Here is a 19,382-nt window from a genome sequence, read left to right on the forward strand (position 1 = left end):
CAGCGCGCCCGCGAGGAACAGGGCCGAGGAGACGAGCACGGCGAGGCGCTCGCGATGGTGCAGGACGAAGGCGTGCGGGCTGGCGAACATGGCTGGGTCGGATCGGTGGTGAGGGCATCACGCTCGCTCCTGAACCTTGACGGATCGAGGGCGCTTCGCGCTGTCCACAGGTGATGGCCGATCTCTGTCGCTGCCGCGCCACATCCTTTTGGATGTGCTCGGGCGCACCTCCCGGACGGCTCTTCTGGCATATTGAATTCAGCAGGCCGTCTTTCCCCCCTCGGCGGCCCGATCCAGCGGCGCAGCGACCCCACGGGTCGCTGCGCCGTTGTCGTTGTGGCTCGGGCGCGGCGCGAGGCCCCCGGCCCGGTGCCGCGCTGGAACGCCTCGGCCGCGGCGACGCGCGATCCGCGAGGGATTCGGATCGAGAACCGCGACACCGTGAAGGTCCGGATCGGACCGGTGGTCGCCCGCCGTCAGGGCCCGATGCGCCGCACGGGCGGCGCACCCTCCCGGGTCTCCTGCGCTGAGGGCGTCCAGAGGATGGACCGGTCGACGGCGCGGATGTCGCGATGGCCGCACAGGGCCATCGTCATGTCGAGTTCCGTGCGGATGATCTCCAGGGAGCGGGCGACGCCGGCCTGGCCGTAGGCGCCGAGCCCGTAGAGGAAGGCGCGGCCGATGAACACGCCCTTCGCGCCCAGGGCGATGGCCTTCAGCACGTCCTGGCCCGAGCGGATCCCGCCGTCCATCAGCACCTCGACGCGCCGGCCGACCGCGTCCGCGATTCCGGGAAGCGCGGCGATGGACGAGGGCGCGCCGTCGAGCTGCCGCCCGCCATGGTTCGAGACGATGAGCGCGTCGGCCCCGGTCGCGGTCGCCCTCTCGGCATCCTCGACGTCCAGGATGCCCTTCAGGATCAGGGGACCCTGCCACCGGTCGCGGATCCGCCGCACGTCGTCCCAGTCCAGGCGCGGGTCGAACTGGTCCGCCGTCCAGGCCGAGATGGAGCGGGTATCCCGCACGCCGTCCACGTGCCCCACGATGTTGCGGAAGGTCCGGCGCTGCGTGCGCAGCATGGACCAGCACCAGCGGGGCTTGGTCAGGAGATCGAGGACCGTGCCCGGCGTCAGCCGCGGCGGGGCCGACAGGCCGTTGCGGATGTCCTTGTGGCGCTGCCCGAGGATCTGGAGGTCCAGCGTTAGGACCAGAGCCGAGCAGCCCGCCGCCTTCGCGCGGTCGATGAGGCGGTCGTTGAAGCTGCGGTCGCGCATGAAGTAGAGCTGAAACCAGAACGGCTTGCTGACGTTCTCCGCGACGTCCTCGATGCTGCAGATGCTCATCGTCGACAGCGTGAACGGCACCCCCGCCGCCTCCGCCGCCCGTGCCGCCAGGATCTCGCCGTCGGCGTGCTGCATGCCCGTGAGACCCGTCGGCGCCAGGGCGACGGGCATCGCGACGGCCTGACCGGCCATCGTCGTGGCGAGGGTACGGTCGGTCATGTCGACCGCGACGCGCTGGCGGAGCTTGATGCCGGCGAACTCGGCCTCGTTTGCGCGGTAGGTCGACTCCGTCCACGAACCGGAATCGCAGTAATCGTAGAACATCCGCGGCACCCGCCGCTTGGCGACCCGCCGCAGATCCTCGACCGTCGTGATGATGGGCGCCATGGGAGGTTCGGCCTCGCGACTGGATGACGGGGCCGGTCGCGGTTGAGGCGGGCTCGCGCCCGCTCGTACGCCGCGCGCTTCAGGCCGCGATGCCCCGTGCTGGAAGCTCGACGGTGCAACGGTTCGCTGGAAAACGGAAGCGCCTCCTCGCCGAATGCGCCGGTCGCATCAGGCCTCTCCCGCGCGTACACCGATCCTATAGCGCCTGTTGCGCTCGCCCGCGCCGCAGAGGAACGCCGGATCTCTGCCTGATAGTACACATTCCGGATCGCGCCTGTTCGGATCTTCGCGTTCCGAGCGCGCGTCAGGACAGAATGAATGCGGGCGGAGCCTCGTCGTCATCGTCTTCTCCTTCGCCGCACCGCAGCGAAAGCGGTCGAGTGACGATCCGAGAGCTTCTTCTCATCGAAGCTGAGCGTCGAAGGTTTGCAGGATAGACATCGGCGCGCGGAATAGGGACCATCGTCGCCAACGCCGGGCCTGAGCATCGGCGGTGGGGCGGATACGCCAATGAGGACGACGCGCCGCGTTTTCTTGACGGGGGCCGCATCCGCAGTCGCGGGCGGCCTGGCGCCGGGGGTGATCCGCTCGGCCTGCGCTCAGGGCGCCGGGTCGACCGTCCGGATCGGCATGGTGCTCCCGGTGACGGGGCCCGGCGCGGATGCCGGCCGCTACGCGCTCGCCGGGGCCAAGATCGCCCTGGAGACGGTCAACAAGGCCGGCGGCGTGCTCGGCAAGCCCCTGGAGATCGTCACGGAGGACGATCAGACCACCAATCCCGGCGCGGTCTTCGCCTTCTCGAAACTGGCGTCGCAGGGCGACCTCGTCGGCTTCCTCGGCTCGATCCGCTCGACCCAGAACCACGCGATGGCGCCCGACATCCTGAAGACGGGGAAACCCGTCTGTTTCGGCGGCACCGACCCGGTCCTGACGCAGCTCGGCAATCCCTGGCTGTTCCGCTTCCGCCCCAACGACACCTTCTCGGCCCGGGTGATCGCCGAGCACGGCGTCAACGGGCTGGGCAAGAAGAAGTGGGCGATCATCCACTCCACCGACGCCTTCGGCACCAGCGGCGCCAAGGCGCTGACCGAGAGCCTCGCCAAGGGCGGTGCCACGGTCGCCCTCGACCAGGGCTACACCAACCAGAGCCAGGACTTCACGCCGGTCGTGCTGGCGATCCGTCAGTCGGGCGCCGACGTGATCGGCTCGTACTTCACCTTCGAGAACGACATCGGCATCTTCGCCCGGCAGCTGCGCCAGCTCGGCGTCACCGCGCCCTGGGTCGGCTCGCCCTCGATCACCAACGTCACCGCCCTGAAGCTCGCCGGGCCGTCCCTCTACGGCACCTACGGCGTGGCCGACTACGCCGAGGAGTCGGGCGACGCCGCGCGCGCCTACGGCAAGGCCTACCGGGCCGCGATGAAGATCGCGCCCGACAACCAGTCCTCGTGGACCTTCGACGCGGTCACGGTGCTCGCCAAGGCGATCAACGCGGCGGGCAAGACCGATCCGCAGGCCGTCCGCGAGGCGATCCTGGCGGTGCGCGGCCACGAGGGCGCCGAGGGAACCTACAACTTCGACAAGAACGGCGACGGCCTGCACGGCTACAACGTCGTGCGCAACGACAAGGGCAACATCGTCTTCGACCGGCGGATCGACTTCTACCAAGGGTGAGCCGGCCGACGTGTTCGGGGTGCGTGAACGACATCCGGAGGAGGAGGCGAGAGTGCGGACCGCATGGACCTGATCCTGCAGCTCCTCTTCACCGGGATCGGCATCGGCTCCGTCTACGCCCTGGTGGCGCTCGGCTTCGTGCTGATCTTCCGCGCCACCAACGTGGTGAACTTCGCGCAGGGCGAGTTCTCGATGGTGGCGGCCTTCCTGATGGTGGTCTTCGCCGTCGACCTCCAGTGGCCCTACTGGCTCTCCCTTCTCCTGACCCTCGGCGGGATGGCGCTGCTCGGCGCCCTGTTCAATCTCGGCGTCTACTACCCGCTGCGGCACCGCAGCTACCTGCCGGTGATCATCTCGACCATCGGCGCCTCGATCTTCCTGGCGAACACGACGCTCGCCCTCTACGGGCCGCAGCCGCAGGTGCTCCCGCCCGTCTTCGAGACGCAAGGGTTCCTGCTCGGGCCGGTCTTCCTCGACAGCCAGTACCTGCTGATCATCGCGGTGACGGCGGCCCTGGTGGCGTTCCAGTACTGGTTCTTCGAGCACACTCTGGTCGGCAAGAAGCTTCAGGCGACGTCCCAGGACAAGGAGATGGCCGCCCTCCTGGGCATCCCGGTGGCCGGCATGATCATGCTGACCTTCGTGTACAGCGCGGTGCTCGGCGGCATCGCCGGCATCCTGGTGGCGCCGGTGCTGTTCGTGTCGATCCAGATGGGGGCCACGATCGCCCTCAAGGCCTTCGCGGCGACGATCATCGGCGGCTTCGGCGACGTCACCGGGGCGATCATCGGCGGCCTCGCGCTCGGCATCATCGAGACCTTCGGGGCGGCCTACATCTCGGTCCCCTACAAGGACGCCTTCGCGTTCCTGGTGCTGGTGGTGTTCCTGGTCGTGCGCCCGCAGGGCCTGTTCGGCGAGCGCGTGGCGGAGAAGGCATGAGCGGTCGCCCCTCCATCGTCGCCGGCCCGGCCGCAGCGGCTCCGGCGCGCCCGCCGCGCCGCCTGCCCCTCGGGAGCCTCGCCTACGCGGTCCTGGCCGCCGCCCTGGTGACGCTGGCCGCGACGACGCCGCTCAGCGGCTACGCCCTCAACATCCTGATGCAGGCGGCGACCTACGCCATCGCGGTGATCGGGCTCACCGTGGTGCTCGGCCTGTGCGGGCAGATCAACCTCGCCCAGGCCGCCTTCTTCGGGATCGGTGCCTACGCGGTCGGACTCGGCACGGTCGACGGGGGCCTGAATTTCTGGATCTGCCTGATCACCGGCCTCGGTCTCGCGCTGGTTCTGGGCGCCGCGCTCGGCGCCTCCACGCTGCGGCTCGGCGGCCACTACCTCGCCATGGTGACGATCTCGTTCCAGCAGATCCTGACGCTGGTCCTCACCAACTGGATCCCCGTCACGCACGGGCCCGACGGCGTGCCGAACATCCGCCGCCCGGCCCTGTTCGCGGACGGGCAGAGCTACCTCGCCCTGTGCGTGCTCGTGCTGGCCGTCGTCGGCTGGCTCGTCTGGCACATGCCGCGGACGCGGCTCGGGCGCGCCATGCGGGCGGTGCGCGACAACGAGCTCGCGGCGGGGGTCTCGGGCATCGACATCTACCGCACCAAGGTCGCGGCCTTCGCCCTCGGGGCGCTGCTGGCGGGGCTCGGCGGCGGGCTGTTCGCCGGCAGCTTCACCTATATCAGCCCGGACCAGTTCGCCTTCGCCGAGTCGATCGTCTTCCTGACGATGGCGCTGCTCGGCGGCGTCGGCTCGCCGGTGGGCGCCGTGATCGGCACGGCCCTGTTGATCCTGATCCCGGAATGGCTCCGCTTCCTCAAGGAGATCCCCGGGCTCTACCTCGCGATCTACGGGCTCGCGGTGATCCTGATCGTGGTGTTCATGCCCGACGGGATCTGGGGCTTCCTCGGCGACCAGGTCCGGCGCCTGCGCCGCGCCCGCCCGATCCCGCCGCCCGCCGCCGAACTGATTCTGAGCCAGGGCGAGGCGTCCGCCGCGCCGATGCTGGAGGTGTCGGACCTGTCCAAGCACTTCGGCGGCCTCAAGGCCGTGGACGCGGTGAGCTTCACGGTGGCGCGGGGCGGCATCCACGCGCTGATCGGCCCGAACGGTTCCGGCAAGACCACGACGCTGAACGTCCTGTCCGGCCTCTACAGCCCCACGGGGGGCACCGTGCGGCTGGCGGGGCAGGACGTCACGCGCCTGTCCCCGCACCGGCGGGCGGCGGCCGGGATCGGCCGCACCTTCCAGAACATCCGCCTGTTCCGCTCCATGAGCGCCCTGGAGAACGTCGTCATCGGCGCCGAGCGCCCCAACAACCCGCTCGGCGCGCGCGACCGGGCGGGGCTGGAGGCCCGCGCCCGGGCGGCTCTGGCCTTCGTGGGGCTGGAGGGGCGGGCGCAGGAGCCGATCTCCGGCTTCTCGTACGGCCACCAGCGCCTGATCGAGATCGCGCGGGCGCTGGCCGGCAACCCCGTGCTGCTGCTCCTCGACGAGCCCGCCGCGGGGCTCAATTCCAGCGAGAAGAATGCCCTGACGGTGCTCCTGCGCCGGATGGCCGCCAAGGGCCTGACCATCCTGATCATCGACCACGACATGACGCTGGTGAGCGACGTGGCGAGCCACATCACCGTGCTGAACTTCGGCCGCCGCATCGCCGACGGCGTCACGGCGACCGTGCTGCGCGAGCCGGCGGTGATCCAGGCCTATCTCGGCGAGGACGCCGCCGCCGGTCCGGCGGCGAGCCTCAAGACCGACCTCGCCCCGGCCTGACCCCAGCGATGACGACGCCCGCCACGCCACTCCTCGAGATCCGCGACCTGGTCGTCCGCTACGGCGAGATCGAGGCGGTGCGCGGCCTGTCCTTCTCGGTCGGAGCCGGGGAGGTGGTGACGCTGCTGGGGTCCAACGGCGCCGGCAAGTCGACGACCCTCAAGGCGATCTCCGGGCTGGTGCGGCCCGCCGCCGGCACGATCCTGCTGGAGGGGCGGCCGCTGGAGGGCCTGAAGCCCGAGGCGATCGTGCGGCTCGGCGTCGCCCACGTCCCGGAGGGGCGCCGGGTCTTCCCGGGGCTCACGGTGCGCGAGAACATCATGCTGGGCGCGTCCAACCGCGCCGGCCTCGGCAAGCGGGCGCTGCGCGATGAGGTCGAGGCGATGTTCGACCTCTTCCCGGACATCCGCCGGTTCGGCGACGCCCTGGGCTGGACGCTGTCGGGCGGCCAACTCCAGATGGTGGCCCTCGCGCGCGGCCTGATGGCCAAGCCCCGCATCCTGCTCCTCGACGAGCCCTCGCTCGGCCTGGCCCCCGTGATCGTCCAGGCGGTGTTCGCGATCATCGCCGAGGTGCGCCGCCGCGGGACCACCGTGCTGCTGGTGGAGCAGAACGCCCGGATGGGGCTCTCGGTCGCCGATCGGGGCTACGTGCTGGAGACGGGCCGGCTCGTCCTGCAGGGCGCCCCCGACGCCCTCTGGGCCAACGACGAGATCCGGTCGGCCTATCTCGGCGGACGGACGAGGCCCGAACTCGCGGGCTGACCGCACCGGGCCTGGTCGGCGGCTTCGTCGCTCGCGCGGTGCACGCGACCACCGCCGGACGGAGCGGTGTCCGCGACGCGGCGGTCCGGAAGCGGTCGGACGCGCCTCGGCCCGCGAGCCCGCCAGCGTCACGACCGGCGCGTCTCGGCGGCCGCCGGCGGTACCGTCGCGACCGTGAGGCCCGAGACCGCCGACTGTCCGGCGGCCTCGGCCCGATAAGCCTACGCGCTCTGCGTGGCTGGCGCGCGCGCGGGCAGCACCCAGTTGGGCCTGATGAAGTGGCAGGTATATCCGTCGGGACGCCGTTCCAGGTAGTCCTGATGCTCCGGCTCGGCCTCCCAGAACGGGCCGGCCGGCGCCACTTCGGTCACGACCTTGCCCGGCCACAGGCCGGAAGCGTCGACGTCGGCGATGGTCTCCTCGGCGACGCGGCGCTGGCCCTCGTCGGTGTAGAAGATGGCCGAGCGATAGCTCGGGCCCCTGTCGTTGCCCTGGCGGTTCGGCGTCGTCGGGTCGTGGATCTGAAAGAAGAATTCCAGCATGCGCCGGAAACTCGTCCGCGCCGGGTCGTAGATGATCTCGATGGCCTCGGCATGGGTGCCGTGGTTGCGGTAGGTCGCGTTCGGCACGTCGCCGCCCGTGTAGCCGACGCGGGTCGACACGACGCCCTCCTGGCGCCGGATGAGGTCCTGCATGCCCCAGAAGCAACCACCGGCCAGCACCGCCCTCTCGGTTTCCATCGTCGCTCCTCCTGAGCCGTTCCACTGATCGCGCAGATATAGGGATCCCGAGGCGCTCCGCGCTGCGGCCTCGTAGCTTGCCATGCCTGCGATGCCTGCACGAGCACGCGCGGGGTTCCGAGAAGACGTTCGCTGCCGGGCGAACGTCTCCGAAGCGGCCTGTCAGCTCCGCACGAGCGGCTTGTTGACCTTGAAATTCTTCCGTGCCGGCTCGGCCTTGCGGGGATCCGGCTTGTCGGCGAGGAGTCGCTTCACGCGCTCGTTGAAGTCCTCGGGCGTGACGCCCTGCGCTTTGCCGGTCTTGAGTTCGCGTGCCATGTCGGCCTCCGCTTCGTGGCCCAGAGCACGGGATTGCGCGGAGGGATCGCACGCATATGGGCACGCGGCGGCCGCGGCGCCACCGATGTCCGGCCAGGATCGCTGCGTGCACGCGATGGACCGGCGGGCCGGGATGGGTTACGGTGGCTGCGAGGTTGATGACCGGTTCGTAATAACGCTTCAGGACCCGGGGGCGGTACCCGGCGCCTCCACCAGAAGCATCTTGCCCCGGATACCGCGCGGGGACGAGGGCGAGCGTCCGGCGTTGCGGATCGCGCGCTGCCAGGGTGCTTCTGCTGGGGGTGAAACAGGTTCGACTGGGCGGTAAAGGGATCGCGAGTTCTGCCCTGCCTCGGCAGGGTAAGATGCGGCTTTCGGTAAGGACTCGACCGGCTCGGCGCGGGCAACCCTCGTTCCGGGCACCTGACCAAAACTCTAAATGCCAACGACAACGTCGGCATGGAGATGCGCCTCGCGGCGTAATCTTCCGGGGCGTGGGTACGCCTAGCAACAGAACCCGAGGCTTCGGCCTCGGGACCCGCCTTTATCGTCTGCCCGTTGTTCCGTTCGGGGTCGCGTCCGGGCAGATCGGAGACTTGCTTGAACGAGCCCGAACAGGGCAGCGCGGAGGCCGTCTACATCTCGGCCATGGTCGGCGAGATGATGCGGCGCGTCCTGGAGGACGCTCTCGCCGAACTCGCGAGAACCCGCGGTGCGGCCTTCCTGGAGATCTTCGTGGCGCGCGAGCTGGCTCGCTGCGCCGACCTGTTCCGCGAGCGGCCCGGCGACACGCCGGAGACGACGGACATGTTGCGGGCCTGGTTCGTCATGGAGGGCGGTGAGGCGCTGCGCGCCGTGGTCGATCGCGCCAGCGTCGAGGCGGCGCGCGACTGAGGCACTCCGCGGATGTGCCTGCCGCCGGGCGCGGGCCCTTCCAGGCGGTCCGCGCACGGCGACAATCCCCGGCGAACTGCTCGCCATCTTCCTGGGCTAAGCTCCGTCTCGGGAATGTTGAGACCGCGATCACGGCCGAGGACAAGGAAATCGGGGTGACCGCCGGTGAAACCAGCCAAGCGCGGCAGGCCTTCCGTCATCCCTGATCTTGTACCCGCCGCACCGTCGATCAGCGAGAACCCGATCTGCCTCCGCGGCCACGGAGCGCCCGCGCGCCTCGGCGACGGACAGGCTGCAACCTACACATCTGTCGCCGAGAAGCTGGCGCTCGCGCTCATCACGAGCTTGCCCGCTTCGTCGTAGGCTTGAGCGGTGAACGCGTTCACCTCGGTGCGATAGCCCTCATCGCGCAGGATGTCGGTCAGCAGCCGGCGAAGGGTGTCGCGCAGCGCGTCCCGACCGGAAAGTTGCACGCCTTCGTCGTCCTTGACCGTGATGTGATCGGATGTGACGATGAAATATCGCGGCATCGGGCTCTCCGCCGACTGGACATAGCAGCGCGCATCACGCGGTCACCGGCCGCCGAGCCCACAATCGTCTACGCTCGCACAAACGCGGCGCGCGGGCACTCACCTGGATCAATCGCCGCGGCGCGGAACGACCGGCTCTCTCGGTGAAGAGATCGTTCGCTCCGGAGCGCCCTGTCCGCCGTGCCGGATTGACGGGAACCGTCATCCGAGGCGGCAGTTCTGTGCCGGTACCGACCTGTACAGCCCACACCGGTCGCGGCGCGCGTGTGTTCCGTCAGGCTGTAGCCACAATCATCCGTCCGCGATCGGAATTATAGTTCGCTAATCGAGTTGCCTAGTGCCGATACAAAACATATAGTGCCGCGTCGGCGGGGGAGCCAATGCCTGAAATGGCCGGTATCGGTGTCGCGCGCGCCCGCGTCGACCGACGGACTTGGTCCGTTCACGGAGCGGCCAAACGCAACTCGGCCATCATCCAGGCCGGTCTCGCCCGGATCGTCGAGGACGAGATCCTGCCGCGTCTGGCGCTCGCGCATCGGGCGGATCCGCCGTCGCCCGCGTCGACGACGCGATCACCGACGCCTGAGCGCGTCGCCTCTCTCGCTCAAGCGCTGATGGAGGGCGAACCGCACGCCGAGTGGGTGCGCGCGCTCCTGGAAGAGGGCTTGTCGCTGGATGCCCTGCTGCTCGACCTGTTCGCACCCGCGGCGCGGTATCTGGGCGAGCTCTGGGAAGACGATGCCGCCGACTTCCTCGACGTGGCGCTCGCGCTCGGTCGCCTCCAGAACCTGACCCGCGCCCTGTGTGCGGATCTGGAGGGCGTGGACGTGACGGCGAACGGTCGCCGCGTCCTGCTGATGCCCTGTCCCGGTGAGACCCATCTCTTCAGCCTCGCGCTCGTGGCGAGCTTCTTCCGCGAGGCGGGGTGGGACGTGGTCCTGACCAACGGAGCGGACGAGGACCCCGCCAGCTTGGTCCGCGCCGAACAGTTCGATCTGGTCGGCATCTCGCTGTCCTGCGACATCCTCCTGCCGGTGATGGCGGTGTCCGTGGCGAAACTGCGCGCCGCGTCGTGCAACCCGGACCTGCGCGTCATCGTCGGCGGGCCGCTCTTCGTGCGGGAGCCTGCCAGCGCCCGTGTCGTCGGCGCGGACGCCGTCGCCGCGGACGCGCAATCGGCCGTCCGGATCGCGGAGGCCACCCTCGCGCGATGACGCCGTGCGGCCAGGCGCCGGATTCGGCGACTCGCTGCTGCGCGGATCCCTTCTCATCCGGACGGTGTTAGACGTGTCGCGGTTGAGAGGCAGAGATCCAGAATTTGCACGAGTTCGACGAGCAATTGGCGCGTGAATTCGTCCGCGGCCTCGTACAGTCGGCCGTCGCGCGCGGTCTCGATCCGGCCATTCGGCTCGATCAGTTTCGGGCGTTGCAGCAAGCGGTCGTCGCTCTATCGCGAGACGCTGCCGTGGTTCGAACCAGCGAGCAGATCATCCGGGCGATCGACTGCGCTCTCCAGGAACTGACCGCGGTGAGATCGTAGTCTGATCGGACGGTTTCCGCGGCGACGCGCGGGCCAGGGCCGGTCGCGAGCGACCAGCGATGCCGCGTCCGACGGTCCGTTTCGGCGCCCGTCCCTCGGGCCCGCGGTGACGGTTCGTTGCGGACACCCGGCAAGTGCCCTATCGGCCGCGGTGATGCCCGACCGATCCCTCCGCGCCGTCTGGTCCGACAGCCTCATGGCCGAGGTCGGCGCCCGCCTTCCCCTCTTCGACGACCTGTCCCCGGACACGATCCGGCGTCTGTCGGCCGAGGGCTTCGGGCGCGGCCTGCTGACGGCGTCCCTGCGCGCCCGCCTGCGGAAGGCCGGCTTCCCGGATCTCGGTCATCTGGCCCAGTCTTCACCGGTCGCGATCGCCACGATCAGGAAGTTCGGTCCCATCCGCGTCGAGCGCGTCCGGCACTTCATCCTCGACGTGCTGGCGCGCTGGCTTCCGGGCGCGCGGGAGATGCACACACCCGAGGCCACGCGGGCGCGGCGGCTCGGCCGGCTGCGCGGGCTGCCGGCCGGATGCCTGCCCCTCGCGGCGGATCAGATCGCGGCGCTCCGCTTCGCGGACGCATCCTGTGCGGACATCGCCACGTGTTCGCGTCTCGGGCTCCTCCGGACAGGCGCCGTGACATCCGGTGACGTGGACCACGTCGTCGCCACGCTCACCCGCCTCGCTCGGGCGCCCGATCCGGTTCCTCCGCGTCCCCTGGAGGAGGCCCGGGCGGCACCGTCGTGCGACGCCGCGAGCGCGGCGGCCCGTCGCGCCGCCCTGCTGGCGGGGCAGGATCGCGAATGGGACGAGGCCGCACCGATCGCGCGCCGGCCTCAAACCTGACGACCCGTCCGGATCCGGAATCGATTTCTCGCGGCGAGACCTAGCAGGGCCGCGCCCTGCCACGGTTCGATCCGACGCGGCGCTGTTCCTGTCCTCGAGGCAGTTCCGCGCATCCTCGAAGACGTCGCGATCGGCCCCTCCGATTGGAGTCATCACCGGCAACCCTTGCGCCGCCGTATCTCCACACCATCTACAGACCATCCAACCGGATGGCGTATGGATGGATTTCATGGCCGACAAGGTGCACGATCTGCGACCCAGGCTGCCGGACAGCGAGAAGATCACGCTCAACCTCGGTTTCGTCGACCTCGGCCATATCGACCTGATGGTGCGCGACGGCTTCTACGCCAACCGTGCCGATTTCATCCGCACCGCCGTGCGCAATCAGATCGAGCGCCAGGGCGAGGCCGTCAGGCAATCGGTCAGCCGGAAGCAGCTCAGCCTCGGCCTGTCGCACTACACGAAGCAGGCGCTCGAGGCGGCGCGCGACGCGGGCGCGCCGCTGCACATCCAGGTGCTCGGGCTGGCCAGCATCGCCCTCGACGTCACGCCCGAACTGGCGCGCGCCGCCATCGCCTCGGTCGAGGTGCTCGGCGCCTTCCAGGCCAGTCCCGCGGTCAAGGCGGCGCTCGCCGACCGGACGGCCTGACGGCGCCACCTCTCCCCGCCGACGCGGCCGGACCCCGCCGCGCCCGCTTCCCACTCAGCCAGGACCCGTCCGATGGATCACGCCACGAAGACCGCCTTCACGCGCTTCGCGTTCCCAAAGGTCGACCCGGCCCGTGCCGCCCGCGCCGCGGAGGCGATGGCCAGGCTTCAGGAGCGCCAGGCCGCCGCCTTCAGGCTGTGGTCGGGGGCGGCCCGGAGCGCCGCCGAGACGGGTGCGCCGAGCGCGGACGCGGCCGACATCCTCGACATGGTCGCGCCCTCCGCTCCCGGCGAAGCCTGGGTCGCGCCGGAGACGGCCGGAGAACGTCCGGGCCGCCATCCCCACGCCGGATCCGCGGGCAACATCGCCGGCACCGTGATGCGCACCGTCCAGGAGGCGCTGGCGAAGGCCGGCATCGGTGCGGATCGCGACGGGCGGGACGGCGCGACGCCGGCCGCGCCTCGGCTTCCGGAGGGGGCACGCTTCGAGGCCCGCACCTTCACCGGCGCGGCCGGGACCCGAAACTACAAGGTCTACGTACCGAGCGGCTACACCGGCCAGGCTCTGCCCGTCGTGGTGATGCTGCACGGCTGCACGCAGAACCCGGACGACTTCGCCGCAGGCACGCGGATGAACGCGGTCGCGGAGGCGCGCAGCGTCCTGGTGGTCTATCCGGAGCAGCCGCGCTCGGCCAACATGCAGCGGTGCTGGAACTGGTACGAGCCCGGTGACCAGCAGCGGGAGGGCGGCGAGCCCGCCCTGATCGCCGGCATCGTCCGGCAGGTGATCGCGGAGTTCTCGGCCGATGACAGGCGGGTCTACGCGGCGGGCCTGTCGGCGGGCGGGGCCGCCGCCGCGATCCTGGCGATGACCTACCCCGACCTGTTCGCGGCGATCGGCGTCCATTCCGGTCTGGCCTGCGGCTCCGCGCGGGACGTGCCCTCGGCCTTCGCGGCCATGAAGGGGGACGGCGCGCGCGCGACGGGACAACGCCACGCCGTGCCGCTGATCGTGTTCCACGGCGACCGCGACCGCACGGTGCACGCGGCCAACGGCGATCGCGTGGCCGCGCAGGGGCCGTCGGACCCGGAACTCCGCACAGCGGTGACCCAGGGCCGGACACCGGACGGGGTGGACTACACCCGCACCGTCCGTTCGGACGCGTCCGGCCGCGCCATCGTGGAGCAGTGGGTTCTGCACGGAGCCGGGCACGCGTGGTCGGGCGGCAGCCCGGCCGGCTCGTTCACCGACCCGCGCGGACCGGACGCGAGCCAGGAGATGATCCGCTTCTTCCTGGAGCACGCGCGCGCCGCCGGTGCCAGACCCTGAATGTTGCCGGCCGGTCGGCCGCATCGGCCCGGCCGGATCACGGGACAGACCGCTTCGATCGCAACCGGTCGGCGCGCTCGCGCCCGTCCCGATCATCCAACGGGCGCTGGGCGCAGGTCTCGAGCGGGCCCGCCGCGTCGCGCGCCGGGCGGGACGCCCGTCCGGTCAGGGCTATCTTTGTCGGCCGTGAGAGCGCAGAGTGTTGCCATCACCGGATCGGTTGATCCAGGCTCCGGTGGCTGAGGGTCCATGCCCCCGCCTGCAACGGACAGGCGCGCGTGGCAGACCTCATCACGTTTCCCGCCAAGCCGCGCTCACGACACGCGCGCCGCGCCTATCAGGTCCACCGGCTCGCCCCGACCGGTGGCGTGCTCACGACTTGCGTCATCACGGCGCGCAACGACGGCGACGCCAAGCGGCAGGCAGCGGGTCTGATCGCGGGGCATCATGCCGAACTCTGGGCAAGCGACCGCCTCGTTGCCGTCTTCGGCCTGTTCGAGACCCCCGTCGCGACCGCGATCCGGTTGCTTCCAGACCAGCCGACGCCCGAACGGTGAGGACGACGTCGTCGGGGCTGTCACCGTATCCAGGAGCGAGATCATGGCAGCGGAACAGAAGCGCGGAAATCGCGAAGCCAAGAAGCCGAAGAAGTCTGTGCCCAAGACCAACGCGTCGGCGCCCTCCGTCAAGGGCTCCGTCGCGGCGGCCACGAAACCGCCCCGGAAGGTCTGACCTGATGTTCGCGCGTCACGGCCAAGCCGCTTGGTAGAGCCCGGCCAACCCCGGCCGTGCCCGGTGATGCGAAAGCTGACCAGGTTGGTCGTCCGTATGGCGCAGCGACCCGGCCTCCTCGAGAGCGGGCGGCTGATCGATCAGCTCACGGATCTGGAAACCGAGGGCCTGGCCCGGAATATTTCGTGGCGCTCCATCGAGACGATCAGGGCCACTCGATTGAAGCTGCGCGTCGAGGGCCTGATGCCGACGTCGTCTCTGCCGCTCGCTCCCTGATGGATGTGCGCATGACTGATCGTGAGACGTGCTTGGAGGCTCTGGGAGCGCTCATCGTCCGGGCGGACCCGGCCGATCTCGCGGCCGCCCAAGATATCCTGCTGCGACTCGTCCTGCGTGAAGACGGTGCGGAGCGACGCGCGGCGGCCCTCGACGGGCTCCGTGCCGAACTCGCGTGCGCGACGCGGGCGGGCTCCTGCTCGCGCGAGCAGGAAGCCTTTCACACGGTCCTCCTCGCGATGATCGAGCGGACCCGCGACATGGCCGGTGCCACGACGGCGTGACGCGCCGCCGCTGGCCGAGCGACCGCGGAAGCGCGACCCGGTCCTCCGAGGCACGAATGTCCCGCGCCTCCCGTCAGATGCCGATACTCGCCGCCCCGGCCGCGGCCGCCTGCGGAACGGTGGCGCCGTTCCGCAACGCCATCGCTATGGCGATCGACATGGTGTCGATGGCGAGCGCGCGATCCTGCCCGTAATCGTAGGAGCTGTTTCTCCCGGAACTCAGCCGCGCGTAGTAGGCGTCGGGGAATTCCCGATCGATCCGCGTTCTGAGGAGCTGAGCTGCCGCGGCGTAGTTGGCTTCGAAATCCCGGCCCTTGCTCGCCGATGCCCCCTCGAAGGTCCCGGCTTCCTTTCGCTTGGCGATCGCATCGGACCTGCGCTCCTGCGCGCTGCCAAGAAAAAACTGGATCGTTCTGGAGATCAGCCACCGGACGATGGTCATCGGAATCTCCTGAGCGGGCGGCGAATGCGTGCCCGTGCGGATACATAGCACATCGCGTCGCGCCCTGATCTTAAAAATACGACTTCGGAGACAATTAGGAGCCCCGGCCTACCGCCGCGGTATGCCGGGACGGGGGCCGGACGCCGCGCGCCCACCGAGTCGTCGCGCGTCCCGGCACCCGGCCGTGCCCGCACAGCCGACGGTCACGGCGGAGAAATCTGCGGACCCGGATGCACCAGGGTCGTGTCGTGTTCGGTCGCCTGCCACACGGGCCAGGAGCCCTCGCGCACGAACATGGCGAACGCCTCGATCACGTCCGGCCGGTCGAAGGCGTGCACGCCCTCGACTGCACGCCCGACGATGCAGACCGCATCCGCCACAGCGGCCGCGGGCGAGCGGATATCCAGTGAGAACATCACGCCCGATCGATCGGGCCTGAGCGCGTCGGGCAGGACGTCGATCTTGCGCCAGAGGCAGTACCACCGGGCACAGGCCTCCGGGCGTTCGCTGTAGATCCCGCAGCCCGTTCCGGTGTTGTGCCGGCACACGATCCCTGCCGGCTTGTCGAGGGCAGGGATCGCCAGAGCACGGCAGCACACCGTGCAGGAACCGCATGACCGGTCGGGGACGGTGCGCTCGGGAACGCGCGGGGCATCCCGGCTCGGGACGCCGCGGGCTCGTGCTTCGCTTGCGATCGGTCTGTCCTCGATTGCCGTCGTGCGGCGGCGATGGTGCTGATCTCGGAGAGGCGAGGGGGCTGCGCAACCGTCGGTCGCTGCACAGCCCGCGGAGCCGCATCGCCCTCATACCGTGCCGGCGGCCGCTGTTCACGTCCCCCGTCCGGGATGCCGCTCCGCGATCGGGCCGGACCGAGAGGGCGGCGGGTGCTGCGCGCCAGGAACGGCGTCTTCCCGGCGCGTGCCGGGCGCTTCGACGACGGGCCGTGCCAAGCGGCGCCCGATCCCGCAGGCGGGTGGCTCAGGCGGCCGGGCGCCGCGCGTGCCGCCACGCCGCGATCGCGCTCCGTCTCGCCTCGAAGGCCGTGCGCAACCGCGTGCCCGGTGCGCCCTGACGCTCCGCGCCGAAGCCGTGGAGCAGGACCGCATCGGGTCCGAAGGCGCGACGCATCTCGGCGCGCCAGAGGCGGTCCGCGACGGCGAGCGTCGTCTCGGTTTCCGCGAAGCGTTCGATGTTCATGGCAGACGTCCTCCGCTCACCGCCGCCTGCCACAACGCGCTGTCCTGCCCGGAGGTCCAACGCGGCCGTGACCCCGGTCGCGGCCGCAGATCGGCTCGGGGGATCGGCGCGGCTGGAAGACCTCGTGGGTCACGAGGGTCGCACTTCGGCTTCTCCGCGCGATCCCGCGGTGTGGCCGGGCCAGGGGGCCGCCGTGTCAGAGCGCCCGCGCGAGGCCCGCTTCCAGATCGAGTGCGCTGGCGGTCTGCTGAGAGAGGCGGACGCCCGTCGGCTCGACCTCCGCATCGGCTTTCACCGCGCGGCGCACGATGGCCAGCGCCTCGTCCTCCGAGGTGGTAATCGCGGCGTAGAACATGACCAATCGGCCCGACAGCTCCGCGTCGTCGGGCCGCGTCACCTTGAGGATGAAGGCCGTCTGATTGGGTTCGATCATCGCCGCATCGGCCGGGTGGATGTCCTTCGTCGTCGTCATGGATCGCAAGGGCCTCGATCTCGGTCCATCCGGACGCCTTCCGCCGGGCCGGTGCACCATGGCGGATGCGCGTCACGGGACGTCGCGTCGTCCCCCGCTCCCGCCCGCCCGAGACGGTTCAGGCGGGCGTGAGTTCGCCTTCCCGCACGGCGCGCTCGCCGCTCGCGGACTTGATGCGGTAAGTCGGCTCGCCGGAACGGTCGTCCGGCGTCAGGCGGACCACCTCGAAGAGGCCGTCGACGGTGCTCTTACTGCCAGCGTAGCTGATCCCCAGCTGCCGGACATGCTGGCCGATCTTGAACTTGTGAGACATGGGTCGTCCTCCGGAGTGATGGCGCGCGCGGGCTGGGTTCGGCCTAGCGGCGTGCTAGCGGCGTGCACGCGCCTTGCGGGCCGCGAATCGCGCGTCGCGTGCCGCCTTATGTTCGGCGGCGCGGGCAACCTGCTGCTCCGCCTTCTCGGCGGCCAGACGGTCGGACTCGGCCTCGGCGCGGGCCTGCGCGGCCTGGACCTCAGCCTCACGCTCGATCTCGGCGGCCAGACGAACGGCTTCCCGTTCGGTCGCCCGCAGGTCCCGGGCCTGGACGACCGCGCGCCGCGCGGCTTGCCGAGCGAGGACGACCGGATCATCGGCCGCCGGGCGTGCCCGGAACCGGGCCAGTGTGGCCTGCCGCGCTCTGGCCGTCTCCGCGAGACGATCGACGAGGTGATCGGTTTTCAAAGGCTTCACGAACTCTCCGTGGGCGCACCGGACGTCAGCCCCCGGTGGCGAGACATGGATGAAGCCGCTCCGCGTAGGAACGGCTTCGAAGCGCGTCACGAGTGGACGCGTGAGACTCAGGCCGCCTGAAGGCTGCCGGCCGACTGCTTGCCGGTCCTCCGGTCGGTCTCCATCTCGTAGGAGACCTTCTGGCCCTCGTTCAGGCCTTGCATGCCGGCGCGCTCGACGGCCGAGATGTGGACGAACACGTCCTTGCCGCCGTCATCCGGCTGGATGAAGCCGAAGCCCTTGGTGTCGTTGAACCATTTAACGGTGCCGATGGTCATAGGTATTCCATGTCAGTGAAGGCAAATAGATAGGGCGGGCGCATGGATCACACGCGCCCGGTCGCCGGATGTCGAAAATGGGAGAGATGCAGAACGCTCGCCCTGTTGAGGCGATACGGCCGGATACCTGGCCAAAAATCGATTTCATATCTGTACGCCATCGACGTGTCGATGACAAGTACATTGAGAAATTGCGCGTTTCACGCCGATTTGTGCGGCGATTATTTATCCTGAAACTTCGCGTGGCGTTTCCCGTGAACGGCTCGGACGAAGCGGCTTGCCGGTTCCCGTGCGGTCCCGCGTTCGGCCGCCCGATCTCCGGCAGTGTCGACGGCCGGTCGCGCGTGATGAGGAGGGCCGCGCCAGCGGGGCGGACAAGCGGCGGCAACGTCGGCTCCGACCCGTGATGCCGTCCGCGCCATGGCGCGGATGCGGCGACGTGAACACCTGGCCGCGGGGCGTCCCGGCTCTCTCTACACGCGCACGCAATCCACGGTTCGCGCGCCGGCTCTGGGAGCCGGCGCGCCGTCAGATCCGGAAGCGCGCTACAATGACCCAGGATCTGCCGGACTTTCCCCCGGAGGCGTTCGCCAAGCACGACCGCGATCCCGATCCCGCCTTCTACGCGCAACCGCGCTTCGTGACCCATATCGATGCCGCCGCGGTCGCGGCGGTCACCGACCTCTACAGGGCGATCGTGCCGGCGGGCGGCGACGTCCTCGACCTGATGTCGAGCTGGGTCAGCCACCTGCCGGACGAGGTCGCGTATGCCAGCGTCACCGGTCACGGCCTGAACGCCGCCGAACTCGCCGCCAACCCGCGCCTGACCCGGCATTTCGTGCAGGACCTCAACGCCGAGCCGCGCCTGCCGCTCGACACGGCCTGCGTCGACGCCGCGCTGATCTGCGTCTCGGTCCAGTATCTCCAGCGCCCCGTCTCCGTCCTGTCCGAGGTCGCGCGCGTGCTGCGCCCCGGCGCTCCGGCGGTGATCAGCTTCTCGAACCGCTGCTTCCCGACCAAGGCGGTGGCCATCTGGAGTGCCCTCGACGGTGGGGGACATGCCCAGCTCGTCGGCCTGTACCTCCAGCGCGCCGGCTTCGCCCGCGTCGAGCGGCGCGTCCTCAAGCCCGCGGGAGGGCCCGGCGACCCCGTGACGGCGGTGGTCGGCTGGACCGCCGCGGCCTGATCGGTCCGGATTCGGCCGTCACC

The 19,382-nt window shown here is 70.2% G+C and carries 26 protein-coding genes and 1 other RNA gene; 16 read left to right on the forward strand and 11 right to left on the reverse strand.

Annotated elements, in window-relative coordinates:
* Positions 1–476: 476 nt before the first annotated feature.
* Positions 477–1,670 (reverse strand): alpha-hydroxy acid oxidase, encoded by a 1,194-nt coding sequence (locus LXM90_RS28765; RefSeq protein WP_042672201.1) that lies wholly within the window; start codon positions 1,668–1,670, stop codon positions 477–479.
* Between the two features lie 510 nt (positions 1,671–2,180).
* Between LXM90_RS28765 and LXM90_RS28770 the strand changes: the two genes are divergently transcribed.
* From LXM90_RS28770 to LXM90_RS28785, 4 genes are all read left to right on the forward strand, one after another.
* Positions 2,181–3,344: an ABC transporter substrate-binding protein gene (locus tag LXM90_RS28770; protein ID WP_020094897.1), complete on the forward strand. Its 1,164-nt coding sequence runs from the start codon at positions 2,181–2,183 to the stop codon at positions 3,342–3,344.
* Between the two features lie 63 nt (positions 3,345–3,407).
* Positions 3,408–4,283: a branched-chain amino acid ABC transporter permease gene (locus tag LXM90_RS28775; protein WP_012329745.1), complete on the forward strand. Its 876-nt coding sequence runs from the start codon at positions 3,408–3,410 to the stop codon at positions 4,281–4,283.
* On the forward strand, positions 4,280–6,115 hold the full coding sequence (locus LXM90_RS28780; RefSeq protein WP_020094896.1) for an ABC transporter permease subunit: 1,836 nt from the start codon (positions 4,280–4,282) through the stop codon (positions 6,113–6,115). The genes LXM90_RS28775 and LXM90_RS28780 overlap by 4 nt, the downstream gene beginning before the upstream one ends.
* Before the next feature lie 8 nt (positions 6,116–6,123).
* The gene (locus LXM90_RS28785) at positions 6,124–6,879 is read left to right on the forward strand and encodes an ABC transporter ATP-binding protein (protein WP_020094895.1); all 756 of its coding nucleotides are present in this window, start codon (positions 6,124–6,126) and stop codon (positions 6,877–6,879) included.
* 221 nt (positions 6,880–7,100) lie between these two features.
* On the opposite strand, the gene msrA is transcribed toward LXM90_RS28785, so the two are convergent.
* On the reverse strand, positions 7,101–7,619 hold the full coding sequence (msrA, locus tag LXM90_RS28790) for a peptide-methionine (S)-S-oxide reductase MsrA (RefSeq protein ID WP_026605211.1): 519 nt from the start codon (positions 7,617–7,619) through the stop codon (positions 7,101–7,103).
* Positions 7,620–7,781: 162 nt separating this feature from the next.
* A complete protein-coding gene (locus tag LXM90_RS28795) occupies positions 7,782–7,937 on the reverse strand; it encodes a hypothetical protein (protein WP_020094893.1) in 156 nt (51 codons plus the stop codon).
* A gap of 137 nt (positions 7,938–8,074) precedes the next feature.
* Between LXM90_RS28795 and ssrA the strand changes: the two genes are divergently transcribed.
* Positions 8,075–8,453, forward strand: a transfer-messenger RNA (tmRNA) gene (gene ssrA, locus LXM90_RS28800).
* A gap of 84 nt (positions 8,454–8,537) precedes the next feature.
* Positions 8,538–8,831, forward strand: coding sequence for a hypothetical protein (locus LXM90_RS28805; RefSeq protein ID WP_020094892.1), 294 nt, complete (start codon positions 8,538–8,540; stop codon positions 8,829–8,831).
* Between the two features lie 299 nt (positions 8,832–9,130).
* Here LXM90_RS28805 and LXM90_RS28810 read toward each other — a convergent pair whose 3' ends face one another.
* A complete protein-coding gene (locus tag LXM90_RS28810; RefSeq protein ID WP_020094891.1) occupies positions 9,131–9,361 on the reverse strand; it encodes a DUF6894 family protein in 231 nt (76 codons plus the stop codon).
* Positions 9,362–9,750: 389 nt separating this feature from the next.
* Here LXM90_RS28810 and LXM90_RS28815 point away from each other — a divergent pair, with 389 nt between their 5' ends.
* From LXM90_RS28815 to LXM90_RS28850, 9 genes are all read left to right on the forward strand, one after another.
* Positions 9,751–10,575, forward strand: a complete 825-nt coding sequence (locus LXM90_RS28815; protein WP_020094890.1) for a cobalamin B12-binding domain-containing protein — start codon at positions 9,751–9,753, stop codon at positions 10,573–10,575.
* 104 nt (positions 10,576–10,679) lie between these two features.
* The gene (locus LXM90_RS28820; protein ID WP_020094889.1) at positions 10,680–10,901 is read left to right on the forward strand and encodes a hypothetical protein; all 222 of its coding nucleotides are present in this window, start codon (positions 10,680–10,682) and stop codon (positions 10,899–10,901) included.
* Positions 10,902–11,055: 154 nt separating this feature from the next.
* Complete coding sequence (locus LXM90_RS28825; RefSeq protein ID WP_234083280.1) at positions 11,056–11,745, forward strand: hypothetical protein; 690 nt, start codon at positions 11,056–11,058, stop codon at positions 11,743–11,745.
* A gap of 229 nt (positions 11,746–11,974) precedes the next feature.
* Entirely contained in the window at positions 11,975–12,394 is a 420-nt protein-coding gene (locus tag LXM90_RS28830; protein ID WP_020094887.1) for a CopG family transcriptional regulator, read from the forward strand.
* Positions 12,395–12,466: 72 nt separating this feature from the next.
* Positions 12,467–13,723: an alpha/beta hydrolase family esterase gene (locus LXM90_RS28835; protein ID WP_103985135.1), complete on the forward strand. Its 1,257-nt coding sequence runs from the start codon at positions 12,467–12,469 to the stop codon at positions 13,721–13,723.
* Positions 13,724–14,001: 278 nt separating this feature from the next.
* Positions 14,002–14,280 (forward strand): hypothetical protein, encoded by a 279-nt coding sequence (locus LXM90_RS28840; protein ID WP_091681675.1) that lies wholly within the window; start codon positions 14,002–14,004, stop codon positions 14,278–14,280.
* Between the two features lie 43 nt (positions 14,281–14,323).
* Positions 14,324–14,455 (forward strand): hypothetical protein, encoded by a 132-nt coding sequence (locus tag LXM90_RS31955; protein WP_267965807.1) that lies wholly within the window; start codon positions 14,324–14,326, stop codon positions 14,453–14,455.
* A 66-nt stretch (positions 14,456–14,521) separates the two neighbouring features.
* On the forward strand, positions 14,522–14,731 hold the full coding sequence (locus LXM90_RS28845; protein ID WP_020094884.1) for a hypothetical protein: 210 nt from the start codon (positions 14,522–14,524) through the stop codon (positions 14,729–14,731).
* 11 nt (positions 14,732–14,742) lie between these two features.
* Positions 14,743–15,015: a hypothetical protein gene (locus tag LXM90_RS28850; RefSeq protein ID WP_146073997.1), complete on the forward strand. Its 273-nt coding sequence runs from the start codon at positions 14,743–14,745 to the stop codon at positions 15,013–15,015.
* A 73-nt stretch (positions 15,016–15,088) separates the two neighbouring features.
* Here LXM90_RS28850 and LXM90_RS28855 read toward each other — a convergent pair whose 3' ends face one another.
* The 7 genes from LXM90_RS28855 to LXM90_RS28885 form a co-directional block, all read right to left on the reverse strand.
* Positions 15,089–15,457, reverse strand: coding sequence for a hypothetical protein (locus LXM90_RS28855; RefSeq protein ID WP_020094882.1), 369 nt, complete (start codon positions 15,455–15,457; stop codon positions 15,089–15,091).
* Positions 15,458–15,660: 203 nt separating this feature from the next.
* Complete coding sequence (locus LXM90_RS28860) at positions 15,661–16,005, reverse strand: hypothetical protein (protein WP_132368237.1); 345 nt, start codon at positions 16,003–16,005, stop codon at positions 15,661–15,663.
* A gap of 430 nt (positions 16,006–16,435) precedes the next feature.
* Positions 16,436–16,654 (reverse strand): hypothetical protein, encoded by a 219-nt coding sequence (locus LXM90_RS28865; protein ID WP_020094880.1) that lies wholly within the window; start codon positions 16,652–16,654, stop codon positions 16,436–16,438.
* A 196-nt stretch (positions 16,655–16,850) separates the two neighbouring features.
* On the reverse strand, positions 16,851–17,126 hold the full coding sequence (locus LXM90_RS28870; protein ID WP_020094879.1) for a hypothetical protein: 276 nt from the start codon (positions 17,124–17,126) through the stop codon (positions 16,851–16,853).
* A gap of 118 nt (positions 17,127–17,244) precedes the next feature.
* Positions 17,245–17,439, reverse strand: coding sequence for a hypothetical protein (locus LXM90_RS28875; RefSeq protein ID WP_020094878.1), 195 nt, complete (start codon positions 17,437–17,439; stop codon positions 17,245–17,247).
* A gap of 54 nt (positions 17,440–17,493) precedes the next feature.
* Positions 17,494–17,847 carry a DUF6481 family protein gene (locus tag LXM90_RS28880; protein ID WP_234083281.1) on the reverse strand — a complete coding sequence of 118 codons (354 nt, stop codon included), beginning with the start codon at positions 17,845–17,847 and terminating at the stop codon, positions 17,494–17,496.
* 116 nt (positions 17,848–17,963) lie between these two features.
* Complete coding sequence (locus tag LXM90_RS28885) at positions 17,964–18,173, reverse strand: cold-shock protein (protein ID WP_012329763.1); 210 nt, start codon at positions 18,171–18,173, stop codon at positions 17,964–17,966.
* 550 nt (positions 18,174–18,723) lie between these two features.
* On the opposite strand from LXM90_RS28885, the gene LXM90_RS28890 reads away from it, so the two are divergent.
* Complete coding sequence (locus LXM90_RS28890) at positions 18,724–19,359, forward strand: class I SAM-dependent methyltransferase (RefSeq protein ID WP_020094876.1); 636 nt, start codon at positions 18,724–18,726, stop codon at positions 19,357–19,359.
* Positions 19,360–19,382: the final 23 nt, after the last annotated feature.

The sequence above is a fragment of the Methylobacterium oryzae genome, from assembly GCF_021398735.1.
GTDB lineage: Bacteria > Pseudomonadota > Alphaproteobacteria > Rhizobiales > Beijerinckiaceae > Methylobacterium.